Source organism: Candidatus Symbiopectobacterium sp. NZEC127 (assembly GCF_025962675.1).
Classification (GTDB): domain Bacteria; phylum Pseudomonadota; class Gammaproteobacteria; order Enterobacterales; family Enterobacteriaceae; genus Symbiopectobacterium.
This window is the reverse complement of the sequence record NZ_JAGFPG010000001.1, coordinates 2,070,461-2,091,454: the sequence shown is the minus strand read 5'-3', so window position 1 is coordinate 2,091,454 and position 20,994 is coordinate 2,070,461. Positions and strand designations below refer to the sequence as shown.

The 20,994-nt window shown below is 56.6% G+C and carries 12 protein-coding genes; 3 read left to right on the top strand and 9 right to left on the bottom strand.

The features are described from left to right. Positions 1–11: 11 nt before the first annotated feature. The 5 genes from mdtC to galR all read right to left on the bottom strand — a co-directional run bounded on the left by mdtC (position 12) and on the right by galR (position 10,042). Positions 12–3,095, bottom strand: coding sequence for a multidrug efflux RND transporter permease subunit MdtC (mdtC, locus tag J5069_RS09595; RefSeq protein WP_264643586.1), 3,084 nt, complete (start codon positions 3,093–3,095; stop codon positions 12–14). Beyond that, positions 3,092–6,211, bottom strand: coding sequence for an MdtB/MuxB family multidrug efflux RND transporter permease subunit (locus J5069_RS09590; RefSeq protein ID WP_264643585.1), 3,120 nt, complete (start codon positions 6,209–6,211; stop codon positions 3,092–3,094). Before J5069_RS09590 ends, mdtC begins: the two co-directional genes overlap by 4 nt. Next, positions 6,211–7,464, bottom strand: a complete 1,254-nt coding sequence (locus tag J5069_RS09585) for an MdtA/MuxA family multidrug efflux RND transporter periplasmic adaptor subunit (protein ID WP_264643784.1) — start codon at positions 7,462–7,464, stop codon at positions 6,211–6,213. The genes J5069_RS09590 and J5069_RS09585 overlap by 1 nt, the downstream gene beginning before the upstream one ends. Before the next feature lie 156 nt (positions 7,465–7,620). Further along, on the bottom strand, positions 7,621–8,811 hold the full coding sequence (locus J5069_RS09580; RefSeq protein WP_264643584.1) for a NupC/NupG family nucleoside CNT transporter: 1,191 nt from the start codon (positions 8,809–8,811) through the stop codon (positions 7,621–7,623). 220 nt (positions 8,812–9,031) lie between these two features. Then, positions 9,032–10,042, bottom strand: a complete 1,011-nt coding sequence (gene galR, locus J5069_RS09575; protein WP_264643583.1) for an HTH-type transcriptional regulator GalR — start codon at positions 10,040–10,042, stop codon at positions 9,032–9,034. A gap of 236 nt (positions 10,043–10,278) precedes the next feature. Between galR and galT the strand changes: the two genes are divergently transcribed. Then, positions 10,279–11,340, top strand: a complete 1,062-nt coding sequence (galT, locus tag J5069_RS09570; protein ID WP_264643582.1) for a galactose-1-phosphate uridylyltransferase — start codon at positions 10,279–10,281, stop codon at positions 11,338–11,340. Then, on the top strand, positions 11,327–12,502 hold the full coding sequence (gene galK / locus J5069_RS09565) for a galactokinase (protein WP_264643581.1): 1,176 nt from the start codon (positions 11,327–11,329) through the stop codon (positions 12,500–12,502). The genes galT and galK overlap by 14 nt, the downstream gene beginning before the upstream one ends. Here the strand turns inward: galK and mgtE are convergent. Continuing rightward, a complete protein-coding gene (gene mgtE / locus J5069_RS09560) occupies positions 12,491–13,915 on the bottom strand; it encodes a magnesium transporter (protein WP_264643580.1) in 1,425 nt (474 codons plus the stop codon). The genes galK and mgtE overlap by 12 nt on opposite strands. 112 nt (positions 13,916–14,027) lie before the next feature. Next, positions 14,028–14,492 (bottom strand): DUF1456 family protein, encoded by a 465-nt coding sequence (locus J5069_RS09555; protein WP_264643579.1) that lies wholly within the window; start codon positions 14,490–14,492, stop codon positions 14,028–14,030. A gap of 636 nt (positions 14,493–15,128) precedes the next feature. On the opposite strand from J5069_RS09555, the gene J5069_RS09545 reads away from it, so the two are divergent. Beyond that, positions 15,129–17,081, top strand: a complete 1,953-nt coding sequence (locus J5069_RS09545) for a methyl-accepting chemotaxis protein (RefSeq protein ID WP_264643578.1) — start codon at positions 15,129–15,131, stop codon at positions 17,079–17,081. Positions 17,082–17,272: 191 nt separating this feature from the next. On the opposite strand, the gene ppx is transcribed toward J5069_RS09545, so the two are convergent. Continuing rightward, a complete protein-coding gene (ppx, locus tag J5069_RS09540) occupies positions 17,273–18,805 on the bottom strand; it encodes an exopolyphosphatase (protein WP_264643577.1) in 1,533 nt (510 codons plus the stop codon). A gap of 9 nt (positions 18,806–18,814) precedes the next feature. After that, positions 18,815–20,878 carry a polyphosphate kinase 1 gene (ppk1, locus tag J5069_RS09535; protein WP_264643576.1) on the bottom strand — a complete coding sequence of 688 codons (2,064 nt, stop codon included), beginning with the start codon at positions 20,876–20,878 and terminating at the stop codon, positions 18,815–18,817. Between the last annotated feature and the right edge of the window lie 116 nt (positions 20,879–20,994).

The following is a 20,994-nucleotide window of genomic DNA, read 5'->3' as shown; positions in this document are numbered from 1 at the left end:
CTCGCTGCACGTCAAGACGACGTGACGTTGGCTAGGTTACGCCGCCGTGCCAGCCAGCCTCGCAGACGATCAAAATAAAGGTACACCACCGGTGTGGTATAGAGCGTGAGCAACTGGCTCATCACTAACCCCCCGACGATGGTGATGCCGAGCGGTTGGCGCAGTTCAGCGCCGTCACCGCTGGTCAACACCAGCGGTAGCGCACCAAAAATCGCGGCCAGCGTGGTCATCAGAATGGGACGGAAGCGCAGCAAGCAGGCCTGAAAGATCGCCTCTTGCGCAGTTAACTGCCCGCCGCGCTGCGCTTCCAGCGCAAAATCCACCATCATGATGGCATTTTTTTTCACGATACCGATCAGCAGCAAGATACCGATCAGGGCAATCAGGCTAAAGGGGGCACCAAACCCTTTCAGCGCCAGCAGCGCACCAACCCCGGCAGACGGCAGCGTCGACAGGATGGTCAACGGATGCACATAGCTCTCGTACAGGATCCCCAACACGATGTAGACGGTGACGATCGCCGCAATGATCAGCAGTACCTGCGCACTTTGTGATTGCTGATAGGCCTGTGCCGTACCGGCAAATTGTCCACGCACCGAGGAGGGTACCCCCAATGCGGTCATACTGCGTTCAATGGCTGCCGTTGCGTCAGAGAGTGATACCCCCTCCGGCAGATTAAACGACACGGTTGACGCCGCTGACAGCCCCTGATGATTGACGGACAGCGGGGCGTTAATCGGCCGCCAACTGGCGAACGCCGAAAGGGGAATCGGCTCGCCGGCGCTGTTGAGCACAAACATCTGATCCAGCGCGCTAACATCCTGAGTGTATTTGGATTCTACCTCCATCACCACTTTGTACTGGTTGAGCGGTTGATAGATGGTGGAAATTTGCCGCTGCCCGAACGCATTGTTTAACAAGGCATTGACGCTGGAGACGCCGATACCGAGGCGTGCAAGGGTATCCCGGTCGTAGGTCAGCGCCATTTCCGAGCCTTTATCCTGCTGATCGGAATTGACGTCAGCCAGTTCGGGCAGTTGGCTGAGCGCGAGGCGAATCTTCGGCTCCCAGGCGCGCAGTTCGTTCAGATCGTCGGACAGCAAGGTAAACTGGTAGCCGGCATTGGACTCTCGTCCGCCGATACGAATATCCTGCACCGGCATCAGAAACAGGTTGGCCCCCGGCTCCTGCGCCAGATTGCCGCGCAGGCGGGCAATCACCTGCTGGGCGCTCATCTTGCGTTCTGCCAGCGGTTTGAGCGTAATAAACATCGAACCTGCGTTGGTGCGCGAGCCGCCGGTAAAGCCCGTCACGTTATCAACCGCCGGATCGGCGCTGACGATCACCATAAAATCATGCAGCTTATTGCGCATTGCCTGAAATGAAATGCTCTGATCGGCCTGAATAAAGCCCATCACGCGGCCGGTATCCTGTTCCGGGAAAAAGGTTTTGGGAATCGAGATATAGAGCCACACGTTGAGTCCGATGGTGCCAATCAGAATGACCAGCACCCAGCGTGCATGTTGCAACACCCAGCGCAGCGAACGGCCATACTGCTGTTGCAACGCGACTAACAGGCGACCAAAACCGCGCTTGCGCGGCTGGCTGTGTTTTTCATGGCTGCGCAGCAGGCGCGCGCACATCATCGGCGTCAGGGTGACAGAAATGATCAGCGAAATGGCTATCGCCGCAGACAGCGTAACGGTAAATTCGCGAAAGTAGCGCCCCGGCAATCCGCCCATCAGCAATAGCGGCAGGAACACCGCCACCAGCGACAGGCTCATCGCCAGTACGGTAAAGCCGACCTCGCGCACCCCTTTCAGCGCGGCCTGCATCGGTTTCATCCCTGCTTCAATATGGCGCGAAATGTTCTCCAGCACCACGATGGCGTCGTCCACCACAAACCCGGTGGCAATCGTCAGTGCCATCAGCGAGAGGTTATTCAGGCTGAACCCGCACAGATACATGGCCGCAAAGGTGCCAATCAATGACACCGGCACGGCAATCGCCGGGATCAGCGTGGCGCGACCGGAGCGCAGGAACAAGAACACTACCAGTATCACCAGCGCCACGGCAATCACCAGCGACTGTTCCACCTCGGCGAGTGAGGCGCGAATGGTGGGTGAGCGGTCTTGCGCGATATTCAGTTGAATGGCGGCGGGCAGGCTGGCACCCAGGTCCGGCAGCGCGGCGCGCACGTTATCCACGGTGGCGATGATATTGGCATCGGGGGCGCGTTGCACCACCACCAGCACGGCGCTTTTGCCGTTTGCCATCCCGGCGTTGCGCGTGTCTTGCACGCCGTCTTTGACCTGCGCCACGTCGCTCAATCGTACCGGCGCACCCTTGTTGTAATGAACCACGATCGGTGCGTAATCCGCCGCCGTTTTCAATGCATCGTTGGTTTGCACCTGCCAGCGCGCTTGCCCGTTATCGATGTTGCCCAAAGGCTGTTTTACGTTGGCTTTGGCAATCGCCTGACGCACCGCATCCAATCCGATACCTTGATTAAACAACGCCTGAGGGTTCAACTCAACGCGCACGGCGGGCTGCGAAGCACCGCTGACCGTCACATCACCCACGCCGTCCATTTGGGAGATGCGCTGCGACAGTTGATTGGTGGCGAAGTCGTATAGCTGGCCCGAATTATAGGTGTCGGAGGTCAACGTCAGCACCAGAATCGGCGCGTCGGCCGGGTTGACCTTGCGATAGGTCGGGCGGCTTGACATGCCAGAGGGCAGCAGGTTCTGCGCGGCGTTGATCGCCGACTGTACATCGCGCGCCGCGCCGTTGATATCACGCGAGAAATCGAACACCAATATGATCCGGGTTCTGCCCAGCGAACTGGTTGAGGTCATCTCTGTCACCCCGGCGATGCGCCCGAGCGAGCGTTCCAACGGCATGGCGACGGAGGTCGCCATGGTTTCCGGCGAGGCCCCGGAGAGCGAGGCGGAAACCACAATCGCCGGGAAATCCACCTGCGGCAGCGGGGCGACCGGCAGCAGACGGAAGCCGAGCACGCCGCACAGCGCAATCGCCAGCGTCAGTAGCGCGGTGGCGACCGGGCGGTGGATAAACAGCGCGAAGAACTTCACTGTAGGTCTTCCTCGGGCTGCTCGGCGCGACGCAAACGGTGTGCCAGTCGGTCAAACAGCAGGTAAATCACCGGCGTGGTGAACAGCGTCAGAATCTGGCTCATGATCAATCCCCCCACCATGCAGATGCCGAGCGGTTGGCGCAGTTCGGCACCGACGCCGTTGCTGAGCATCAGCGGCACGGCGCTCAGCAGCGCCGCCAGGGTGGTCATCAGGATCGGGCGAAAACGCAGCAGGCACGCCTGATAGATGGCATCGTAAGGGGTCATGCCTTGCTCGCGTTCTGCCGCCAGCGCGAAATCGATCATCATGATGGCGTTCTTCTTCACGATGCCGATCAGCAAAATGATGCCGATGATGGCGATCACATCCAGCTCGTTGCCCGCCGCCATCAGTGCCAGCAGCGCACCGACGCCGGCGGTCGGCAGCGTGGAAAGAATGGTAATCGGGTGAATAAAGCTTTCGTACAGCACGCCGAGCACAATGTACATCGCAACAATCGCCGCCACGATCAGCCACACGGTGCTGCTCAGCGCCGCCTGAAACGCCAGCGCGCTGCCTTGAAAGTGGGTGACGATATCCGTCGGCATCTGCAACTGTTGCTCAGCCGCCGTAATCGCCTGCACCGCTTCCCCAAGGGAATAACCGGGGGTAACGTTGAACGAAATGGTGGTGGCCGGGAACTGATCGATACGGTTCAGGGCCAGCGGACCACGCCGCTCTTCCAGCGTGGCAACGGCATTCAGCGGCACGCTGTTGCCATCGCTGTTTTTAATGTGCACTTCATTCAGTGCGCCGACCCCGGTGGTGTGCGCCGTCTGTTGCGCCAGCACCACGCGGTATTGATTCGACTGGGTGTAGACCGTTGAGACCAGACGCTGCCCAAAGGCGTTATACAGCGCGTTGTCGATGGCGGACATGGTCAGCCCAAGGCGGCTGGCCGCATCGCGGTTGACGTTGACATAAGCCACCGCCGCATCATCCTGCCAGTCGCTGCTCACATCCTGGAGCTGCGGCAGCTGTTGCAGTTCACGCATCAGCGGCGGCACCCAGTGGCTCAAATCCTCCAGCGACATCGCCTGCAACGTGAACTGGTACTGGGTACGGCTGACCTGGGTATCGATGGTGAGATCCTGCACCGGTTGCAGATAGAGCGTGATGCCGGTGAGCTGCGCGGTTTTTTCCTGCAAGCGGGTGATGATGTCCGTCAGGCGATCGCGCCGTTCACTGAGCGGTTTGAGGTTGATCTGTAAACGCGCGCTGTTCAGCGCCGCGTTGGTGCCATCCACGCCGACAAATGAAGAGACGCTCAGCACCGCCGGATCTTGCATGATCAGCGATACCGCCTGCTGCTGGCGCTGCGCCATATCGGCATAGGAGACGCTTTGCGGTGCCTGCAACGTGCCCTGAATCATGCTGTTATCCTGAACCGGGAAAAAGCCTTTGGGGATCCACAGATAAAGCAGCACGGTAAGCACCAGCGTGCCGATTGCCACGCTGAGCGTAATCCACGGGTGGTTCAGCACCCGGCGTAAGCCTTTGCCATACAGCGCGACCAGCCGTGAGAAAAAGCGTTCGCTGGCGCGCGTAAAGGCATTTTGCCGATTCAGGCTCTGATGGGTGAGCAACCGGGCGCACATCATCGGGGTCAGCGTGAGCGAAACGATGCCGGAGATCAGAATCGCGACCGCCAGCGTAATGGCAAACTCGCGGAACAGGCGGCCAATGATATCGCCCATAAACAGCAACGGGATCAGTACCGCAATCAGCGAGAAGGTGAGTGAGATAATGGTGAAGCCAATTTCCCCCGCGCCTTTAAGCGCGGCGTGCAGCGGTTTCTCCCCTTTCTCAATGTAGCGCGAAATATTCTCGATCACCACGATGGCGTCATCCACCACAAAGCCGGTGGCGATGGTCAGTGCCATCAGCGTCAGGTTATTGATCGAGAAACCAAGGAAATACATGGCGGCGAAGGTGCCGACCAGCGACAGGGGCACCACAATGCTTGGGATCAGCGTTGCGATGGCGTTGCGCAAAAACAGGTAGATCACCATGATCACCAGCGCAATCGCCAGCATCAGTTCAAACTGCACATCCTTCACCGATGCGCGGATACTGGCGGTACGATCGGTCAGCGTGGTGACGGTCACCGATTTCGGCAGGCTGGCGGTTAACGTCGGCAACAGATTACGCAGGCCGTCCGTGGTGGTGATCACGTTGGCACCCGGCTGGCGCTGGATGTTGATGATGATCGCCTGTTCACGGTTAGCCCAGGCACCCAGCGCGGTGTTTTCCGGGGCTTGTTCTACGCTGGCGACATCGCGCAGCCGTACCGGTGCGCCATTGCGCCAGGCAACGATCAACTGGCGATAATCCTCCGCTGACTTCATCTGGTCGTTGGCTGACAAGGTCACGGCGCGCGTCGGGCCGTCCAGGCTGCCTTTGGCGGAATTGACGTTGGCGCTGGTGATGGCGCTGCGCAGGGTTTCGCTATCCAGCCCGTAAGAGGCCAGCGCGTTGGCGTTGAAATTGACCCGCACCGATGGGCGCTGCCCGCCCGCCAGCGAAACACGACCGACACCAGAGACCTGCGCCATTTTTTGCGCGATACGGGTTTCCACCATATCCTGCACTTGCGTCATCGGCATGGCGGTGGACGTCACCGCCAGCGTCATGATCGGCGGATCGGCTGGATTAACCTTGCTGTAAATCGGCGGGTAGGGCAGATCGCTGGGCAACAAATTGTTGGCGGCGTTGATCGCGGCCTGCACGTCCTGCTCCGCGACATCTAACGGCAGCGTCAGCTGGAATTGCAGGGTGATCACCGATGCGCCGCCGGAACTTTGCGTCGACATCTGTTTCAGCCCGGACATTTGCCCGAACTGGCGTTCAAGGGGCGCGGTAATCGCCGACGCAATCACATCCGGGCTGGCACCGGGGTAGAGTGTTACCACCTGAATGGTCGGGTAATCCACCTCAGGTAGCGCAGAGACCGGTAATGCCCGATAGCCAATAATCCCCGCCAGCAGGATCGCCAACATCAACAGCGTGGTGGCGATAGGGCGCAGAATAAACAGGCGGGATGGGCCTCCGCCTGCCGGAATCTCCCCTTGCATCAGGGTTTCTCCCCGCGTGTGGCGTGTTTGGACGGCGGTGTGGTGGTGGTGTTAGCGGCGCTAATCACTTCCACCTGAGCCCCTTCGGTTAAGCGGTCGATACCGTCGGTGACCACGCGATCGCCCTCATTCAGGCCCGCCGTCACCACCATCTCCTGGCCGTATTGAATACCGACGGTCACGCTGTGTTTACTGACCTGATTTTTGTCATTCAGCACCCAGACAAAACGTCCTTCGCTGCCCATCTGAATGGCAGACAGTGGCACCAGCAGCGCATTTTGCAAGGTGGTGACTTGCATGCGCACATTGACAAACTGGTTGGGAAACAGGGCGTCGTCGCTGTTTTCAAAACGGGCTTTCAGCTTGATGGTGCCGGTGGTGGCGTCAATCTGGTTATCCATGCTGAGCAGGCTGCCTTGTGACAGCTTGTGCTGGTTGGCGCGATCCCAGGCCTCAACCGGCACGGCTTGGCCCGATTTTTGTGCGCTCAGCACCGTGGCGATATCCCCTTCCGGTAACGTGAAGATGACATCAATCGGATGCGTTTGGGTCAACACCACAATACCGGTGCTGTCGCCGCTGGTGATGTAGTTGCCCACATCCACCTGTTTAAGCCCCACGCGGCCATTGATCGGCGAAGTGATACGGCTATAGGTGAGCTGCAATTCGGCGCTGGCGACCGAACCTTCATCGGCCTTGACCGTGCCTTCAGACTGATGCACCTGTGCCGCCTGCGCATCCAGTTCCTGACGGGAAATCAGGTTGGTTTTAATCAGTTGTTGGTAACGCGCCAGATCCTGACGCGCATTGGCCAGCGCGGCCTGATCTTTCGCCAGTTGTCCTTGTGCCTGTGTCAGCGCCACCTGGTAAGGGCGTGGGTCAATTTCTGCCAGCAGATCGCCCGCCTTGACCTGTTGTCCTTCCTGAAAATGCAGCGCCATCAGCTCGCCGTTAACCCGGCTGCGCACCGTCACGGTGCTGGCCGCGGTAATGGTGCCTAAACCCGAAAGGTAATACGGCACCGCCGCAGCGCGCGTGGTCGCTGCCTGCACGGGCGGCAACGTGCGCATGGCAGAACGCCGTCCGCCGCCACCGCCCGCATTGCGTGCGGGAGCCGCGTTGCTACTGGCTTCCTGACGGGCTGCTGGGGCCGCCGTCGGAGAATCGGCAGGGCGCAAGTAACGCCAGATGACAACAGCGGCGATAACCGCGAACGCAAGCAACAGCAGACGAAAAAGACGAGTGGTATTCATCATGGTTTACGAATCGAGTGGCAGCCAGTATTAACACAATGAGGGTAGTCTACTGTGTTTTACTCAAATAATAATGAAGGAAATGTGGAAGAAATGTCAGGGTTTGTAGCGGATAGTGGGCGGCCGTCTGGCCGCCCTGACGATCGTTATGGCAAATTACAGCACCAGCCCGGCGATTGAGGCAGAGAGAATGCTGACCAGTGTAGAGCCGTAGACCAGCTTCAGGCCGAAGCGGGACACCACGTTACCCTGATTTTCGTTCAACCCTTTGATAGCCCCGGCAATGATGCCGATAGAGGAGAAGTTGGCGAACGACACCAGGAACACGGAGAGGATCCCGACGCTGCGCGGTGACAGCTGGCTCGCCACTTTTTGCAGTTCCAGCATGGCAACGAATTCGTTGGACACCAGCTTGGTCGCCATGATGCTGCCGACCTGCAACGCTTCGTTAGCGGGAATCCCCATAATCCAGGCAAAGGGGAAGAACACGTAGCCCAGCATTTCCTGGAAGCTGATACCGAACACGGCGCTGAAGATGGCGTTAACCATGGCAATCAGCGCGATAAAGCCGATCAGCATGGCCGCGACGATACAGGCCACTTTGAAACCGGCGAGAATATATTCCCCCAGCATTTCAAAAAAGCTTTGGTTTTCATGCAAATCGCGCAGTTGCAACTCAGGTTCGGCATCGACTTTGTACGGGTTGATCAATGACAACACGATAAAAGTGCTGAACATATTCAGGATCAGCGCCGCCACCACATATTTGGAATCCAACATGGTCATGTAAGCACCGACGATAGACATCGACACCGTCGACATCGCGGTGGCTGCCATGGTGTACATGCGTTTTTCCGACATCTTGCCCAGAATATCTTTATAGGCGATGAAGTTTTCCGATTGCCCCAGAATCAGTGAACTGACCGCGTTAAACGACTCCAGTTTCCCCATGCCGTTCACCTTGGACAGCACCGTACCGATGGCGCGAATCACGATAGGCAGCACCTTGATGTGTTGCAGGATCCCGATCAATGCCGAAATAAACACGATAGGGCACAGCACTTTGAAGAAGAAGGAAATCAGATTCTTTTCGTGGTTGATCATATCGCCAAACACGAAATCGGTCCCTTGTCCGGCAAACCCCAGCAATTTATCAAAGACGGCGGCAAACCCTTTTACGAAGCCCAAGCCCACGTTGGAATACAAGAAGAACCAGGCGAGCAAAATTTCAATCACTAACAGCTGAATGATAAAACGGATACGAATGCTTTTACGGTCGCGGCAGACAAGCAGCGCTAAACCGGCAACGACAAGCAATGCCAACGCAAATTGCGCAATATGGGTCATGAGAGCTCCGAATAGTAGGCGGGGTAACGTTTCCCACGCCATTCTAGGTAACGAAAAAGCTAAAAATGCGATAAAATACGCAAAAGTATAATTATATCGTGGGAATAGCGCTAAGTTGAATAGCTTATCGCAGGGAGTTGAGTGGGGATGGTAAGCAAACGTAACCAATAAGTGAGCGGACAACTCGGTTCTGAGATGCCCGTATCCTCGGCTAACAGGGTTAACCTGTGCGGGTGAGGGACTGCACCGAGTGGCGACGCACCAGCGTCGGCGTAAAAGTGTTGGTGACCGCCGTCAGCGCCTGGCCTTGTGCCAGCGCAATGGCCAATTCGGCGGCTTGCGTCGACATAGCTATCACCGGGTAGCGGATCGTGGTCAATCGTGGGCGCAAGTAGCGCGCGATAAGCACGTCATCAAAACCTATCAGAGAAACAGCCTGTGGCACCTCAATGCCGTTGTCGCTTAATACTGCCAATGCGCCCGCCGCCATCGAATCGTTGTAACACACCACGGCGCTAAAAGGCACGCCGTGGCTCAGCAGTTCGCGCATCGCTGCCTCGCCACCGGCTTCATCCGGCGCGGCGCGGGCGATCAGCCGGTTATCCAGCGCAATGCCTTGATCGTGCAGGGCGGCGCTGTAGCCCTGTAAGCGATCCTCGGCGTCAGAAATCCGGTGATCGGAACAGAGAAAGGCAATGGCACGATGCCCTTCCTGAATCATATGCCGGGTTGCCAGCCAGCCGCCGTGGCGATCGTCCAGCGCCACACAGCGCGACTCAAATCCGGGCAGAATGCGGTTGATCAGCACCATGCCGGGGACGTGGTGCATAAACGCGCTCAGTTCTGCATCGGGCAACATTTTGGCGTGCACCACCAGCGCCGAGCAGCAGTGGCGCAGCAACTGTTCGATGGCCTGACGCTCCATTTCCGCGTCATGGTAGCCGTTACTGATCAACAAAAAATTGCCCGTCGCTCTGGCGGTGCTATCGACCGCTTTTACCATCGCACCAAAGAACGGATCGGAAACATCCGCCACCACCAGCCCCAGGGTTTCTGCATGCTGATGCGCCAGTGCGCGTGCATTGGCGTTGGGGTGATAGCGCAGTTCTGCCATGGCGCTATGCACCGCATCCCGCGATGCCTGGCTGGCTTTCGGCGAGTCGTTGATGACCCGTGAAACCGTTGCCACGGAGACGCCGGCCAGGCGCGCAACATCCTTTATGGTTGCCATCGGTGGTTTCCCTGTCTGTGTTGATGGTTATCGGTTTATGTGATCGGTATCAATATCAATCGCGTGCGTCGCTATTCTCATTTATCACGCTTACTGCCTACAATGAGGGTAATCGTTTACACAGCGTTTGCAACTGGCTTTTTTGCGATTTTTATCGCGCTGCGTGAAAACGGGTTACACCTCCATGCACCCGTCAACGCACCAAAGATATCGCTGCTGTTTAAGGAGTGTCAGGAATGTCATTCGATCCCACAGAGCACCCGCATCGTCGTTACAACCCGCTTCGCGGCGAATGGGTGTTGGTTTCTCCCCACCGTGCGAAACGCCCCTGGCAGGGCCAGCAGGATGAGCCGGATAGGCGTCAGTTACCGGCTCACGATCCGGATTGCTTTCTCTGCGCAGGCAACCGGCGCGTTACCGGCGATGTGAATCCGAATTACACCCACACCCATGTGTTTCGCAATGATTTTTCCGCGCTGATGGAGCAAACCCCCGCGCTGGCGGCAAGCGATGATCCGTTGTTTCAAACCCAAAGCGTGCAGGGCACCAGTCGCGTTATCTGCTTCTCGCCGGACCACAGTAAAACATTGCCGGAACTCTCGCTGGCGGCATTGGCGCACGTAGTTGCGGCCTGGTGCGAACAAACCGAGACGCTGGGAAAACAGTACCCGTGGGTTCAGGTGTTTGAAAATAAAGGCGCGATGATGGGATGTTCTAACCCGCATCCGCATGGGCAAGTGTGGGCCAACAGCTTTTTACCGACCGATATCGTGAAAGAAGACGGGCAGCAGCGCGCCTATTTTGAGCGTCATGGCACGCCACTATTGCTGGATTATGCCCAGCGCGAACAGGCGGAGCAGGTGCGCTGTGTGGTGGAAACGGAACACTGGCTGGCGGTGGTGCCCTACTGGGCCGCGTGGCCGTTTGAAACGCTGCTATTGCCGCGCAGTGCGGTGAAGCAGTTGCCGCAACTGACAGCCGCGCAGCGCAGCGATTTGTGTCTGGCGCTGAAAAAGCTGACCAGCCGTTACGATAATCTGTTTCAGTGCGCGTTTCCCTATTCCATGGGCTGGCACGGTGCACCGTTTATTGAAGGCGATAACCCCCACTGGCAACTGCATGCGCATTTCTACCCGCCGCTGCTGCGTTCGGCCAGCGTGCGGAAATTTATGGTGGGCTACGAGATGCTGGCGGAGCCGCAGCGTGATTTGACGCCGGAACAGGCGGCAGAGCGCTTGCGCAGCGTAAGCGATATTCATTTTCGGCAACAGCATGAGGTGAACGATGGGACGAATTAACAGCGTGCGGCAACAGGTAGATGCGGTGTTCAATGCCACCTTTGGCTATGCGCCGACCGTGCAGGTGCAGGCTCCCGGACGCGTCAACCTGATCGGTGAGCACACGGATTACAACGACGGGTTTGTGTTGCCCTGTGCCATCGATTACCACACGGTGATTGCTGCCGCCCCGCGCGCCGACAGTCTGGTTCGGGTGGTGGCTGTTAATATGGAAGAGCAGCAGGACAGCTTTGACCTGACGCAGGCCATTGAACCGCATCCCCAGTATCTCTGGCCGAACTATATTCGCGGCGTGGTGAAATATCTGCTGGCACGCGGATTGACCCTGGGCGGCGTGGATATGGTGATTGCCGGAAACGTGCCAACCGGTGCCGGGCTCAGTTCCTCGGCGTCATTGGAAGTGGCGGTCGGGCAGGTGTTTAAAACGCTCTATGGATTAGCGCTCAGCCCGTTGGATCTGGCGCTTAACGGCCAGCAGGCAGAAAACCACTTTGTCGGCTGCAACTGCGGCATCATGGATCAGTTTATTTCCGCGCAGGGCGTCGCAGGCCATGCGTTGCTGATTGATTGCCGTTCGTTGCAAGGCACGGCAGTGCCGATCCCGCCGGGATTGGATGTGCTGATCATTAACTCTAACGTGCGGCGCGGGCTGGTGGACAGTGAATACAACACCCGGCGCGCGCAGTGTGAGGCGGCAGCGCGGCATTTTGGTGTGAAGGCGCTGCGCGATGTTTCATTGGCACAGTTTGAGGCCAATCGTGCGGGGCTGGATGCAGTAGTGGCGCAGCGCGCGCGCCATATCGTTACCGAAAATCAGCGCACGCTGGAAGCCGCTGCGGCGCTCACGGCGGGCGATATCCCGCGTCTTTCCCGTCTGATGGCGCAATCGCACCGCTCAATGCGTGACGATTTTGCTATTACCGTGCCGCCCATCGACACGCTGGTTGCGTTGATTGACGACTATATCGGTGAGCGCGGCGGGGTACGCATGACCGGCGGCGGTTTCGGCGGCTGTGTGGTTGCGCTGTTGCCTTCCGCGTTAACGGCAGAGGTGTGTGAGCGGGTGGCGCGGGAATATCCGGCTCGTACCGGCTTGCCACCTACGCTTCATATCTGCCAGCCGTCAGCCGGGGCAGGGGTTTTACCTGCATCAGGGCAGTAAAAACAGGGTCGCCAGCCCGAGGAAGATAAAAAAGCCGCCGGTATCGGTGATCGCCGTGATCATCACGCTGGAGCCGATGGCGGGATCGCGGCCCAGTTTTACCATTGCTAACGGGATCGTCACCCCCATGGTGGCGGCCAGCAGCAGGTTGAGCATGATAGCCAACATCATGACACCGCCCATGGCGATGTTGCCGTACAGCAGCACGGTGATGACGGCGAGCACGGCACCCCACACCAGACCATTGACAACGGCAACGCCCAACTCTTTGAGCAATAATGCCGATTTTTTACCGTGATCCAACTGGTGCAGCGCCAGCGCGCGCACGATCATGGTGATGGTTTGGTTACCGGTATTGCCGCCGATGCCGGCGACGATTGGCATCAGCGTCGCCAGCGCCACCAAATGCGCCAGCGTGTCTTCGAACAAGCCAATGACCCTGGATGCGATCAAGGCGGTGCACAGGTTGATGGCCAGCCAGCCCGAACGGTTTTTTACCGCTTTGGCTACCGGCGCATAGACATCTTCTGACGCCGTCAACCCGCCCGAGCGGCGCAGATGGTGGTCGCTGGTGCGGTTGACCCGGTCCAGAATATCTTCCACGGTGACGCGTCCCAACAGCTTGCCTTTGCTGTCCACAACGGCGGCGGAGATCAGATCGTAGCGTTCGAACGCGCTGGCGACATCATCGGTCTCTGTTTCCGGTTCGAACAGAATCGGTTCGGAATTCATCACCTGCTCAACCGTTGTGTTTGGCCTGTGCAGCAGAATATTGGTCAGCGTGAGTTCACCCAGCAGGCGGTTTTTGCGATCGGTGACAAACAGCTTGTCGGTGGCGTCGGGGATCACTTTACGCCAACGCAGAAAACGTTGTACCACGGCCAGCGTAACGTCCGGTCGTACTGTCAGCAGATTGAAATCAACCAGATAGCCGACAGACTCTTCATCGTACTGGATGGTTTCTCGCAGTTGCGCCCGCTGGCGCGGTTCCAGTGCGGTAAGAATACGGCCCAGCAGATGGCGTGGCAGACGGCGCGCTAACTGCGCCTGCTCATCGATATCCAGCGGGCGGATGGCGCGCAGAATATCTTTGTCGCTCATCTGGGCGATCAGGCCGTCAGAAATGGTGTCCGAGGCCTCATACAGCACAAAGCCGCGCTTATCGAGCGGGGTCAGGTACCACAGCGCCTGCCGCGCTTCGGGCGGCAGCGATTCCAGCAGGTCAGCAAGGTCAGCAGCGTGTAATTCGGTGAGCAGCGTACAGATTTCAGCGGTGTGGTCGAGAAGCCGCGTTTTCTCATCCTCAGCAACCGGAGGCTGCTGAGTAATGATGCTTTCCACCAGTGCAGGATCATCGAGCAGCAACAGTGAAATGCGGCGGCGAATGGCCGAGAGTTTTTTGACGCTTGGCATGATCGTTTTTCTCAGTGGTTATCACGTGCACGTACTAGAAATCGAGCGTTGTCAGTGCCTTTTACGGTGGATAGTCAGACAACGCTCACGCCTTTTCATTGACGGGGCGCTCTTATCCTTTGCGTACCCGCGCCGCCAGCCCTTTCAGAAAGTAGCGGATAACCTGATCGCCGCAGGTGCGATAGTTTTTGTGGTCAGGTGCGCGCATCATTGCGGTGACTTCCGGCAGTGAAATGCGAAAATTTTGTGTCAGCAGAATCGCCTGAATATCATCCGTTTTTAATGAGAAAGCGACGCGCAGTTTTTTCAGGATAATATTATTGGTCACCTTGCGTTCAAACTGCGGCGCAGGCTGTTTTTCATCTTGACCGCGTTTTTGCAGAATCAGCCCAGTCAGGAAATAACTCATCACGATGTCCGGGCAAGGCTGATAGCCTTCCTCTCCCTCTTTTTTGACGTAGCTCGCCAACTGCTGGGGAGGGACGGTCATCTCCACCAGTGCCAGAATCTTCAGCAGGTGGTCATTATTGAAATTCAGCATATAGCGCACGCTGCGCAAGACATCATTGTTCATCATTACCGGTTTTTTCTCGCCATTCGTTTTGGTTATTGTTGGAGAGTATAAGGGATCGCGTAAGATGTGACACTGAAGTGTTGAAACCGCGTCTGCGTTACTCTTTTTTAACGAAGGACAGTGTGGGGTTGACCGGCGATGATTTCAGCGTTTGTTCGATACGTTGCTGTTTATCTTGATGATGGAAAAAGGCACTAACGGAGGAGTAAGCGAAACGGCCTACGAGGATAAAGAAACTGATCAGGAGAATCGCTTGCGCAATCCGCGAACCGCTTCGTCTCTCTCGGGACGATCGTCGCTTGTGGGACAGGGTTGACAGGGAGGGTCGTCGTTTGTGAATCAGGGTAGCCATTATTATCACTCTCGTATCCACGCTTATGCGCTGTTTCTATTTATTCATAATTGATGAAGTTGGTCAATCCTTAGACTTACTTTTGTGATCCTGATGGATTTCGCCGCGCGCGCCATCGTGAATATTTAGGGTTTCTGTGCCATACATAATAAATCGGCGCAACGCCGGTCATCGATACCGACACTAAAGAATAAGCCTTGCTTATCGACGCAGATGGGCAGGCGTGATGTTCGTTGTTTTGACACAGTAAACCTGCCCTTAAAGGGAATACGGAGCGGCTTTTAATAATGCAGATACTTCACCGCATTTCGATACGTAATAAATTCCTCCTCGCGCTGTTACCCATGGTACTGGCATTGCTGTGGCTCAGCGCATTGGGAATGAATGAGCGTCGTCAGACAGAACGTGAAATGAACCGGATGGAAAAGCAGATCCAATTAGCGCGAGATGCGGGAGAGTTGGTGCATCAACTGCAACGGGAACGAGGGATGAGCGCCGGTTATTTTGGCAGTCAGGGCAACGCTTTTGGCCCCGAGTTGCAGACGCAGCGTCAGGACACGGACAAAGCCGCTACCGCTTTTCAGCAGCGTTACCGCGACATGGATACCACCTGGTTAGGCGGCGATGTGGCTAAAAACTTTACCCAGGTGGCGGATTCGCTCAACACACTGGAGACGCTCCGGGGTCAGGTAAACAGCATGTCGATACCGGTGAATGCCGCGCTGGGTGCCTATAGCGAAAAAGTGACGGCGCTGTTGGAAGGGATTGGACTGATGGCGCATTTGGTGCGCGATGCAGGGATCACCCAGCAAATTACCGCGTATTACAGCCTGCTGAATGCCAAGGAGCAGGCGGGGATTGAGCGCGCGGTGCTGGCTAACGTTTTTTCTGCCAACCGTTTTGGTGAGGGCATGTTTGTTCGCCTGAACCAATTGGTAGGACGCGGCGATGCCTATATTGCCAGTTTCAGAACCCTGGCATCGGAATCACTGCGCCAGGCGTTTGACCGTGCAATAAGCTCCAGCCTGGCGCAAGACGCGCAGGCACTGCGCCAACGAGCGATCGCCGCACCGCAAGGGGAATGGAATATCGATGGGGCTCAGTGGTTTTCATTGCAAACACAGAAAATCGAACAGCTTAAAAGTATCGAAGAACAGGCGGTTACCACGCTGCTTGGCGATGTCCAGCGCTTGTCTGCTACTGCACAGCGGGCCTGGATCATCTACCTGAGCGGCACGCTGCTGGCGATCGGGTTGGCGCTGGCGCTGGCGGCGGTGATTATGCGCAGCATCAACCGACAGTTGCAGGATACCTTAACCACCATCGCCGAGATGGGCGGAGACTTGACGCAGCGCCTGTCCGTGCCGGGAACCGATGAGCTGTCACGGCTTAATGGAGCCTATAACCAATCGCTGGAGAGCATCGCGAATCTGGTGATAAAAATCAAAAACAGCGCTACCACCATTGGACGGGCCAGCAATGAAATTGCTTACGGCAATCATAATCTGGCGCAACGCACGGAGCAGCAGGCGGCTTCGCTGGTGGAAACCGCCAGCAGCATGGAGCAGATTACCGCCACCGTACAGCAGACCGCCGATTTTGCTGCTCAGGCACGCGAACTGACCAGCACGGTCGATGAGCAGGTGCGCACTATTGGTGATATTACCTCATCAGCTCGCGACGCCATGAGCAAGATCCAGCAAACCAGTCAACGCGTTACCGAAATCGTCACGGGGATTGACGCCATCGCGTTTCAGACCAACCTGCTGGCGCTCAATGCGGCGGTGGAAGCGGCCAGAGCGGGAGAGCACGGGCGTGGTTTTGCGGTGGTGGCAACCGAAGTGCGCCAACTGTCGCAGCGTAGCGTCGATGAAGCCAATAAAATCCGGGCGCTGATCGCCGACAGCCTTTCCAGCGTGGAGGAGGGCAGTGCGCTGGTGTCGCAGTCGCATCGCGGCTTACATGAGATTATCGACGGCACCAGCAAAGTAAAAGCGCTGGTGGGGGATATCGCCATCGCGGCGGGCGAGCAATCTCTGGGAATCGCCCAGATCAACGTGGCATTGAGCCAGTTGGAGCAGGTCACCCAGCAGAATGCCACGCTGGTGGCTGAAGCCTCGACGGCAAGTCAGATGCTGGATGGACAAGTGGCGGATATGACAGAACTGGTCGGGCGTTTTCGCGTAGACGTTGCTGAACCGGTTGCTGAAAATACCCCTTATCTTCTGGCTGACGCTTAGCGCAGTGGGAAACGCCTGCGCGATTGCTGAAAAACAGCCTACTTTCACCGTCATTCCCGCGAAAGCGGGAATCTCATGCAGGTGAAACGCGTTTCCTCTCGCAGAGATCCCCGGCTTTCGCCGAGGATGACGAGGAAGGAAGTGACTTGGACATCAGTCTGATTCCCTCCCCCTAAAGGGAGCGCAGGGCGTTAGTTCGCTTCTTCGATCAGCAATTTCCAGCCAGTGACATCCAGCCAGTACGCCTGCTCGGCTTCCAGATCGAGCTGTACCAGCGCGTTCTGCGCGAAATAGCCCTGCGGAAAGGTGAGCGTCCAGTGGTTATCATCGGTGCCAAGGCGCAGCGAATCCGGCGGCGTGGTTGCCTGCCGCTGGTTGTTGAGCAGGCTTGCCAGCCGCAGAATCTGCACCATCGGCAAATACTGTTTTTTCTTGAACAGGTTAAAACGCGGCAGTTCTTCCAGCTTGATGGCTTTGCGCTGCAAGCGCACCATCAATGACAGCATCAACTGCTGTTCCTGATTAAAGCCGGGCAGGTTGGTATTTTGCAGAATGTAGGCGGAATGGCGCTGCATGCCCGCGTGGTTGATGCTCAGGCCGACTTCGTGCAGCATGGCGGCCCATTTCAGGATCGCTTCTAACTGCGGATGCACCAGCGACGGGTTTTGCGCCGCCCATTGGGTAAACAGCAACTCGGTGGTTTCCCGTACCCGACGCGCTTGTTCCCTGTCGATATTGTAGTGGCTAGCCAGACTGAGCGCGGTGCGGATACGAATATCCTGATGGCGGAAACGGCCTTCCATTTCATACAGCACCCCTTCGCGCAGCGCGCCGTCCGACAGACGCAGCGATTTGATGGCCAGCGCATCGAAAACCCCGCACAGAATCGCCAGTCCAGGCACCAACACCGATTGCCGGTCTTCCGACATGCCCGGCAAACTCAGGGATTTGAAGGTCTTAAACTGCAATATCTGATCGCGCAGCATATTGAGCCGTTCCAGGGTGATCAGACCGTCTTTCTCACCCATTTCCACCAGAATTTCATGGGCGGATTTGATGGTGCCGGACGCGCCCAAGGCGTAATCCCAACCATAAATGCGGTATTCCCAGGAGAGGGTTTCCAGCTTTTGTACCGCTGCCAAACGCGCGCGCCGGAAATTCTGCTCGCTGATCTCACCGTTCGGGAAAAATTGCTGTGCGAAGCTGACACAGCCCATACGCCGGCTTTCGACCAGAATCGGCTCAAAATTCTCCCCGATAACCAACTCGGTGGAGCCGCCGCCGATGTCGATCACCAGCTTGCGCCCTTTTTCCGGCTGAGTGTGCTCAACGCCCATAAAAATCAGGCGCGCTTCTTCATGGCCGGAAATGATCTCGATCGGATAAGGGATAATGTCGGCCGCGCGGCGCAAAAAGGTTTGCGCATTGGCGGCTTCACGCAGGGCATGGGTGCCCACGATGGAAACGTTGTCAGGCGAAAAACCTTGCAGCCGCTCAGCAAACAGCGCCAGACAGCTTAAGCCGCGCTCCATCGCCTCTTCGCTCAGCATATTGTTGCTGTCGAGACCATCCGCCAGATGCACCCGCTGTTTAAGGCGGCTCAACACCTGCAATGCACCGTTGACCACACGGGCAACCACCATATGGAAACTGTTGGAACCAAGGTCAACCGCGGCGAATTCCTGCGGTGTTTCTTTATCGGTATCGGTTTGTATCAGGGGCATTTTTCTTGCCTATTCGTCGGGTTGCTCAAGGGCCTTGAGGTACTCGTAAATGGCCGTCTGCGCGCGGACTTTACGCCGGTTGCCGCGTGCAACATAGCGATTACTCAGCTCTTTATCAATAATACGTGCTTTAACCGTATCGCTGAACAGCAGATCCAGCGTGTCCAATATCTGTTTTTTCAGCGCAGGATCGAGCACTTCTGCTGCCACCTCGATACGGTAATCGATATTACGTGTCATCCAGTCCGCTGAGGAGATATACACTTTGTCGTCTCCTCCATTATGGAACACATACACCCGATCGTGTTCAAGATAGCGATCCAAAATGCTGATGACCTGAATATTCTCGCTGATGCCGGGCAGTGAGGGGATCAACGAACACATGCCGCGCACCAGCAGGTTGATCTTTACACCTGCCGCAGAGGCTTCATACAGTTTTTCGGCCAGATCTTTATCGACCAGATTGTTGACCTTGAGCGTAATCGCTGCGGGAATGTTCTCAAGCGCGTTGGCGATTTCGTTATCGATCAGTTTGCGCAACCGGGAGCGTGAGTTCTGCGGTGATACCAGCAAATACTCAAAGCTGACCGGGCGATAAGGGTTCTCGATAAAGTTGAACACGCTGCGCACTTCATTGGTGATGCGCTCATCGGCGGTCAGCAGTGAATAATCGGTATAAAGCCGGGCGGTTTTTTCGTTAAAGTTGCCGGTGCCAATGTGGGCGTAACGCACGATGTTTTCCCCTTCACGGCGGGAAATCAGGAACAGCTTGGCGTGAATTTTCAGCCCCGGCACCGAGAAAATCACGTGTACACCGGCTTCCGTCAGGCGCTTGGCCCACTGAATATTTGCTTCTTCATCAAAGCGCGCCTGCAATTCCACCACCACGGAGACTTTTTTGCCGTTGTGTGCAGCGTGGATCATCGCGTTGATAATGCGCGAATCTTTCGCTACGCGATAAATATTGATTTTGATCGACAGTACGCTCGGATCGAACGACGCCTGACGCAGCAGCTCGAGTACGTGCTCAAAGGTGTGATACGGGTAATAAAGCAATATGTCACGTTCACGAATGGCATCAAACCCGTTGCGAAAATGGCTGAAGCGGGTATGGCGCAGGCGCGGCAGCGGCTTGTTTTCCAGATTCGGGCGGCCAATATTGGGGAAGCTGATAAAGTCTTTAAAGTTGTGGTAACGCCCGCCGGGAATGATGGAATCGTAGGAGGAGATGCCTAATTTCTGCATCAGCATGTCCACCATCGCATCCGGCATATCGCGCTGATAGACAAAGCGCACCGGTTCGGCGGTCAGGCGCTGTTTCAGGCTGGAAGACATCAATTCCAGCAGGCTGGACTCCATTTCCGTGACCAGATCGTACTCGGCATCGCGCGTCATTTTCATGGAATAGGCATTGAGCGCATCGTAGTCAAAGAAGCCTCTGAAGATATCATCCAGGCAGTAGCGCAGAATATTATCCAGCAAAATCATGGTTTTTTTTCTGCGCGATGATTCTGACGGCAGGTTGATAAAGCGCGGCACCTTGTCCGACGGGATCTCCAGCAGCGCATAGCGAATCTCGTTGCCGCGAATAATCTCTACCGCCAAATAGGTGTAGTCATCTTTCAAAAACTCCACCAGATCGGTTTCTGGCAGGATCAGAATCGGCGTGATGTGCTGACGCAGGTTTTGGCGAAAATAGTCGCGCAGCCACTCCTGCTGAAGCGGGGAGACCTGACGCTCATTCACCAAGAAAATGTGGTTGCGCGCCATCTCCAACAGCAGTTCGTTGTACAGATTATCGAACACCTGATCGGTTTTCAGTACGCGTGCCTGAATTTTACTCAGCAAATGGCGTAAACCGCCGGCGGAGCCTTGTTCCTCGTTGATCAGAATCCGTCTTTTCAGATCGGCGAAGCGCACTTTGTAAAATTCATCGAGGTTGTTGGAGTAGATGCCCAAAAAGCGCATGCGCTCAATTAACGGATTACTCTGATCCGCTGCCTCTTGCAGCACGCGTTCGTTGAAGGATAACCAACTTAGTTCTTTCTCAATGAAGAGCTTGTCCTGACTCATTGTCACTCCGTTAAATCGTTTACTGACGCTGCACCCACTCTCTACACGCCAATGATGGCGGATTTATGACGACGTGGCGCTATCTTGTTCTTTGCAACCCATTTTTTACGCGACGC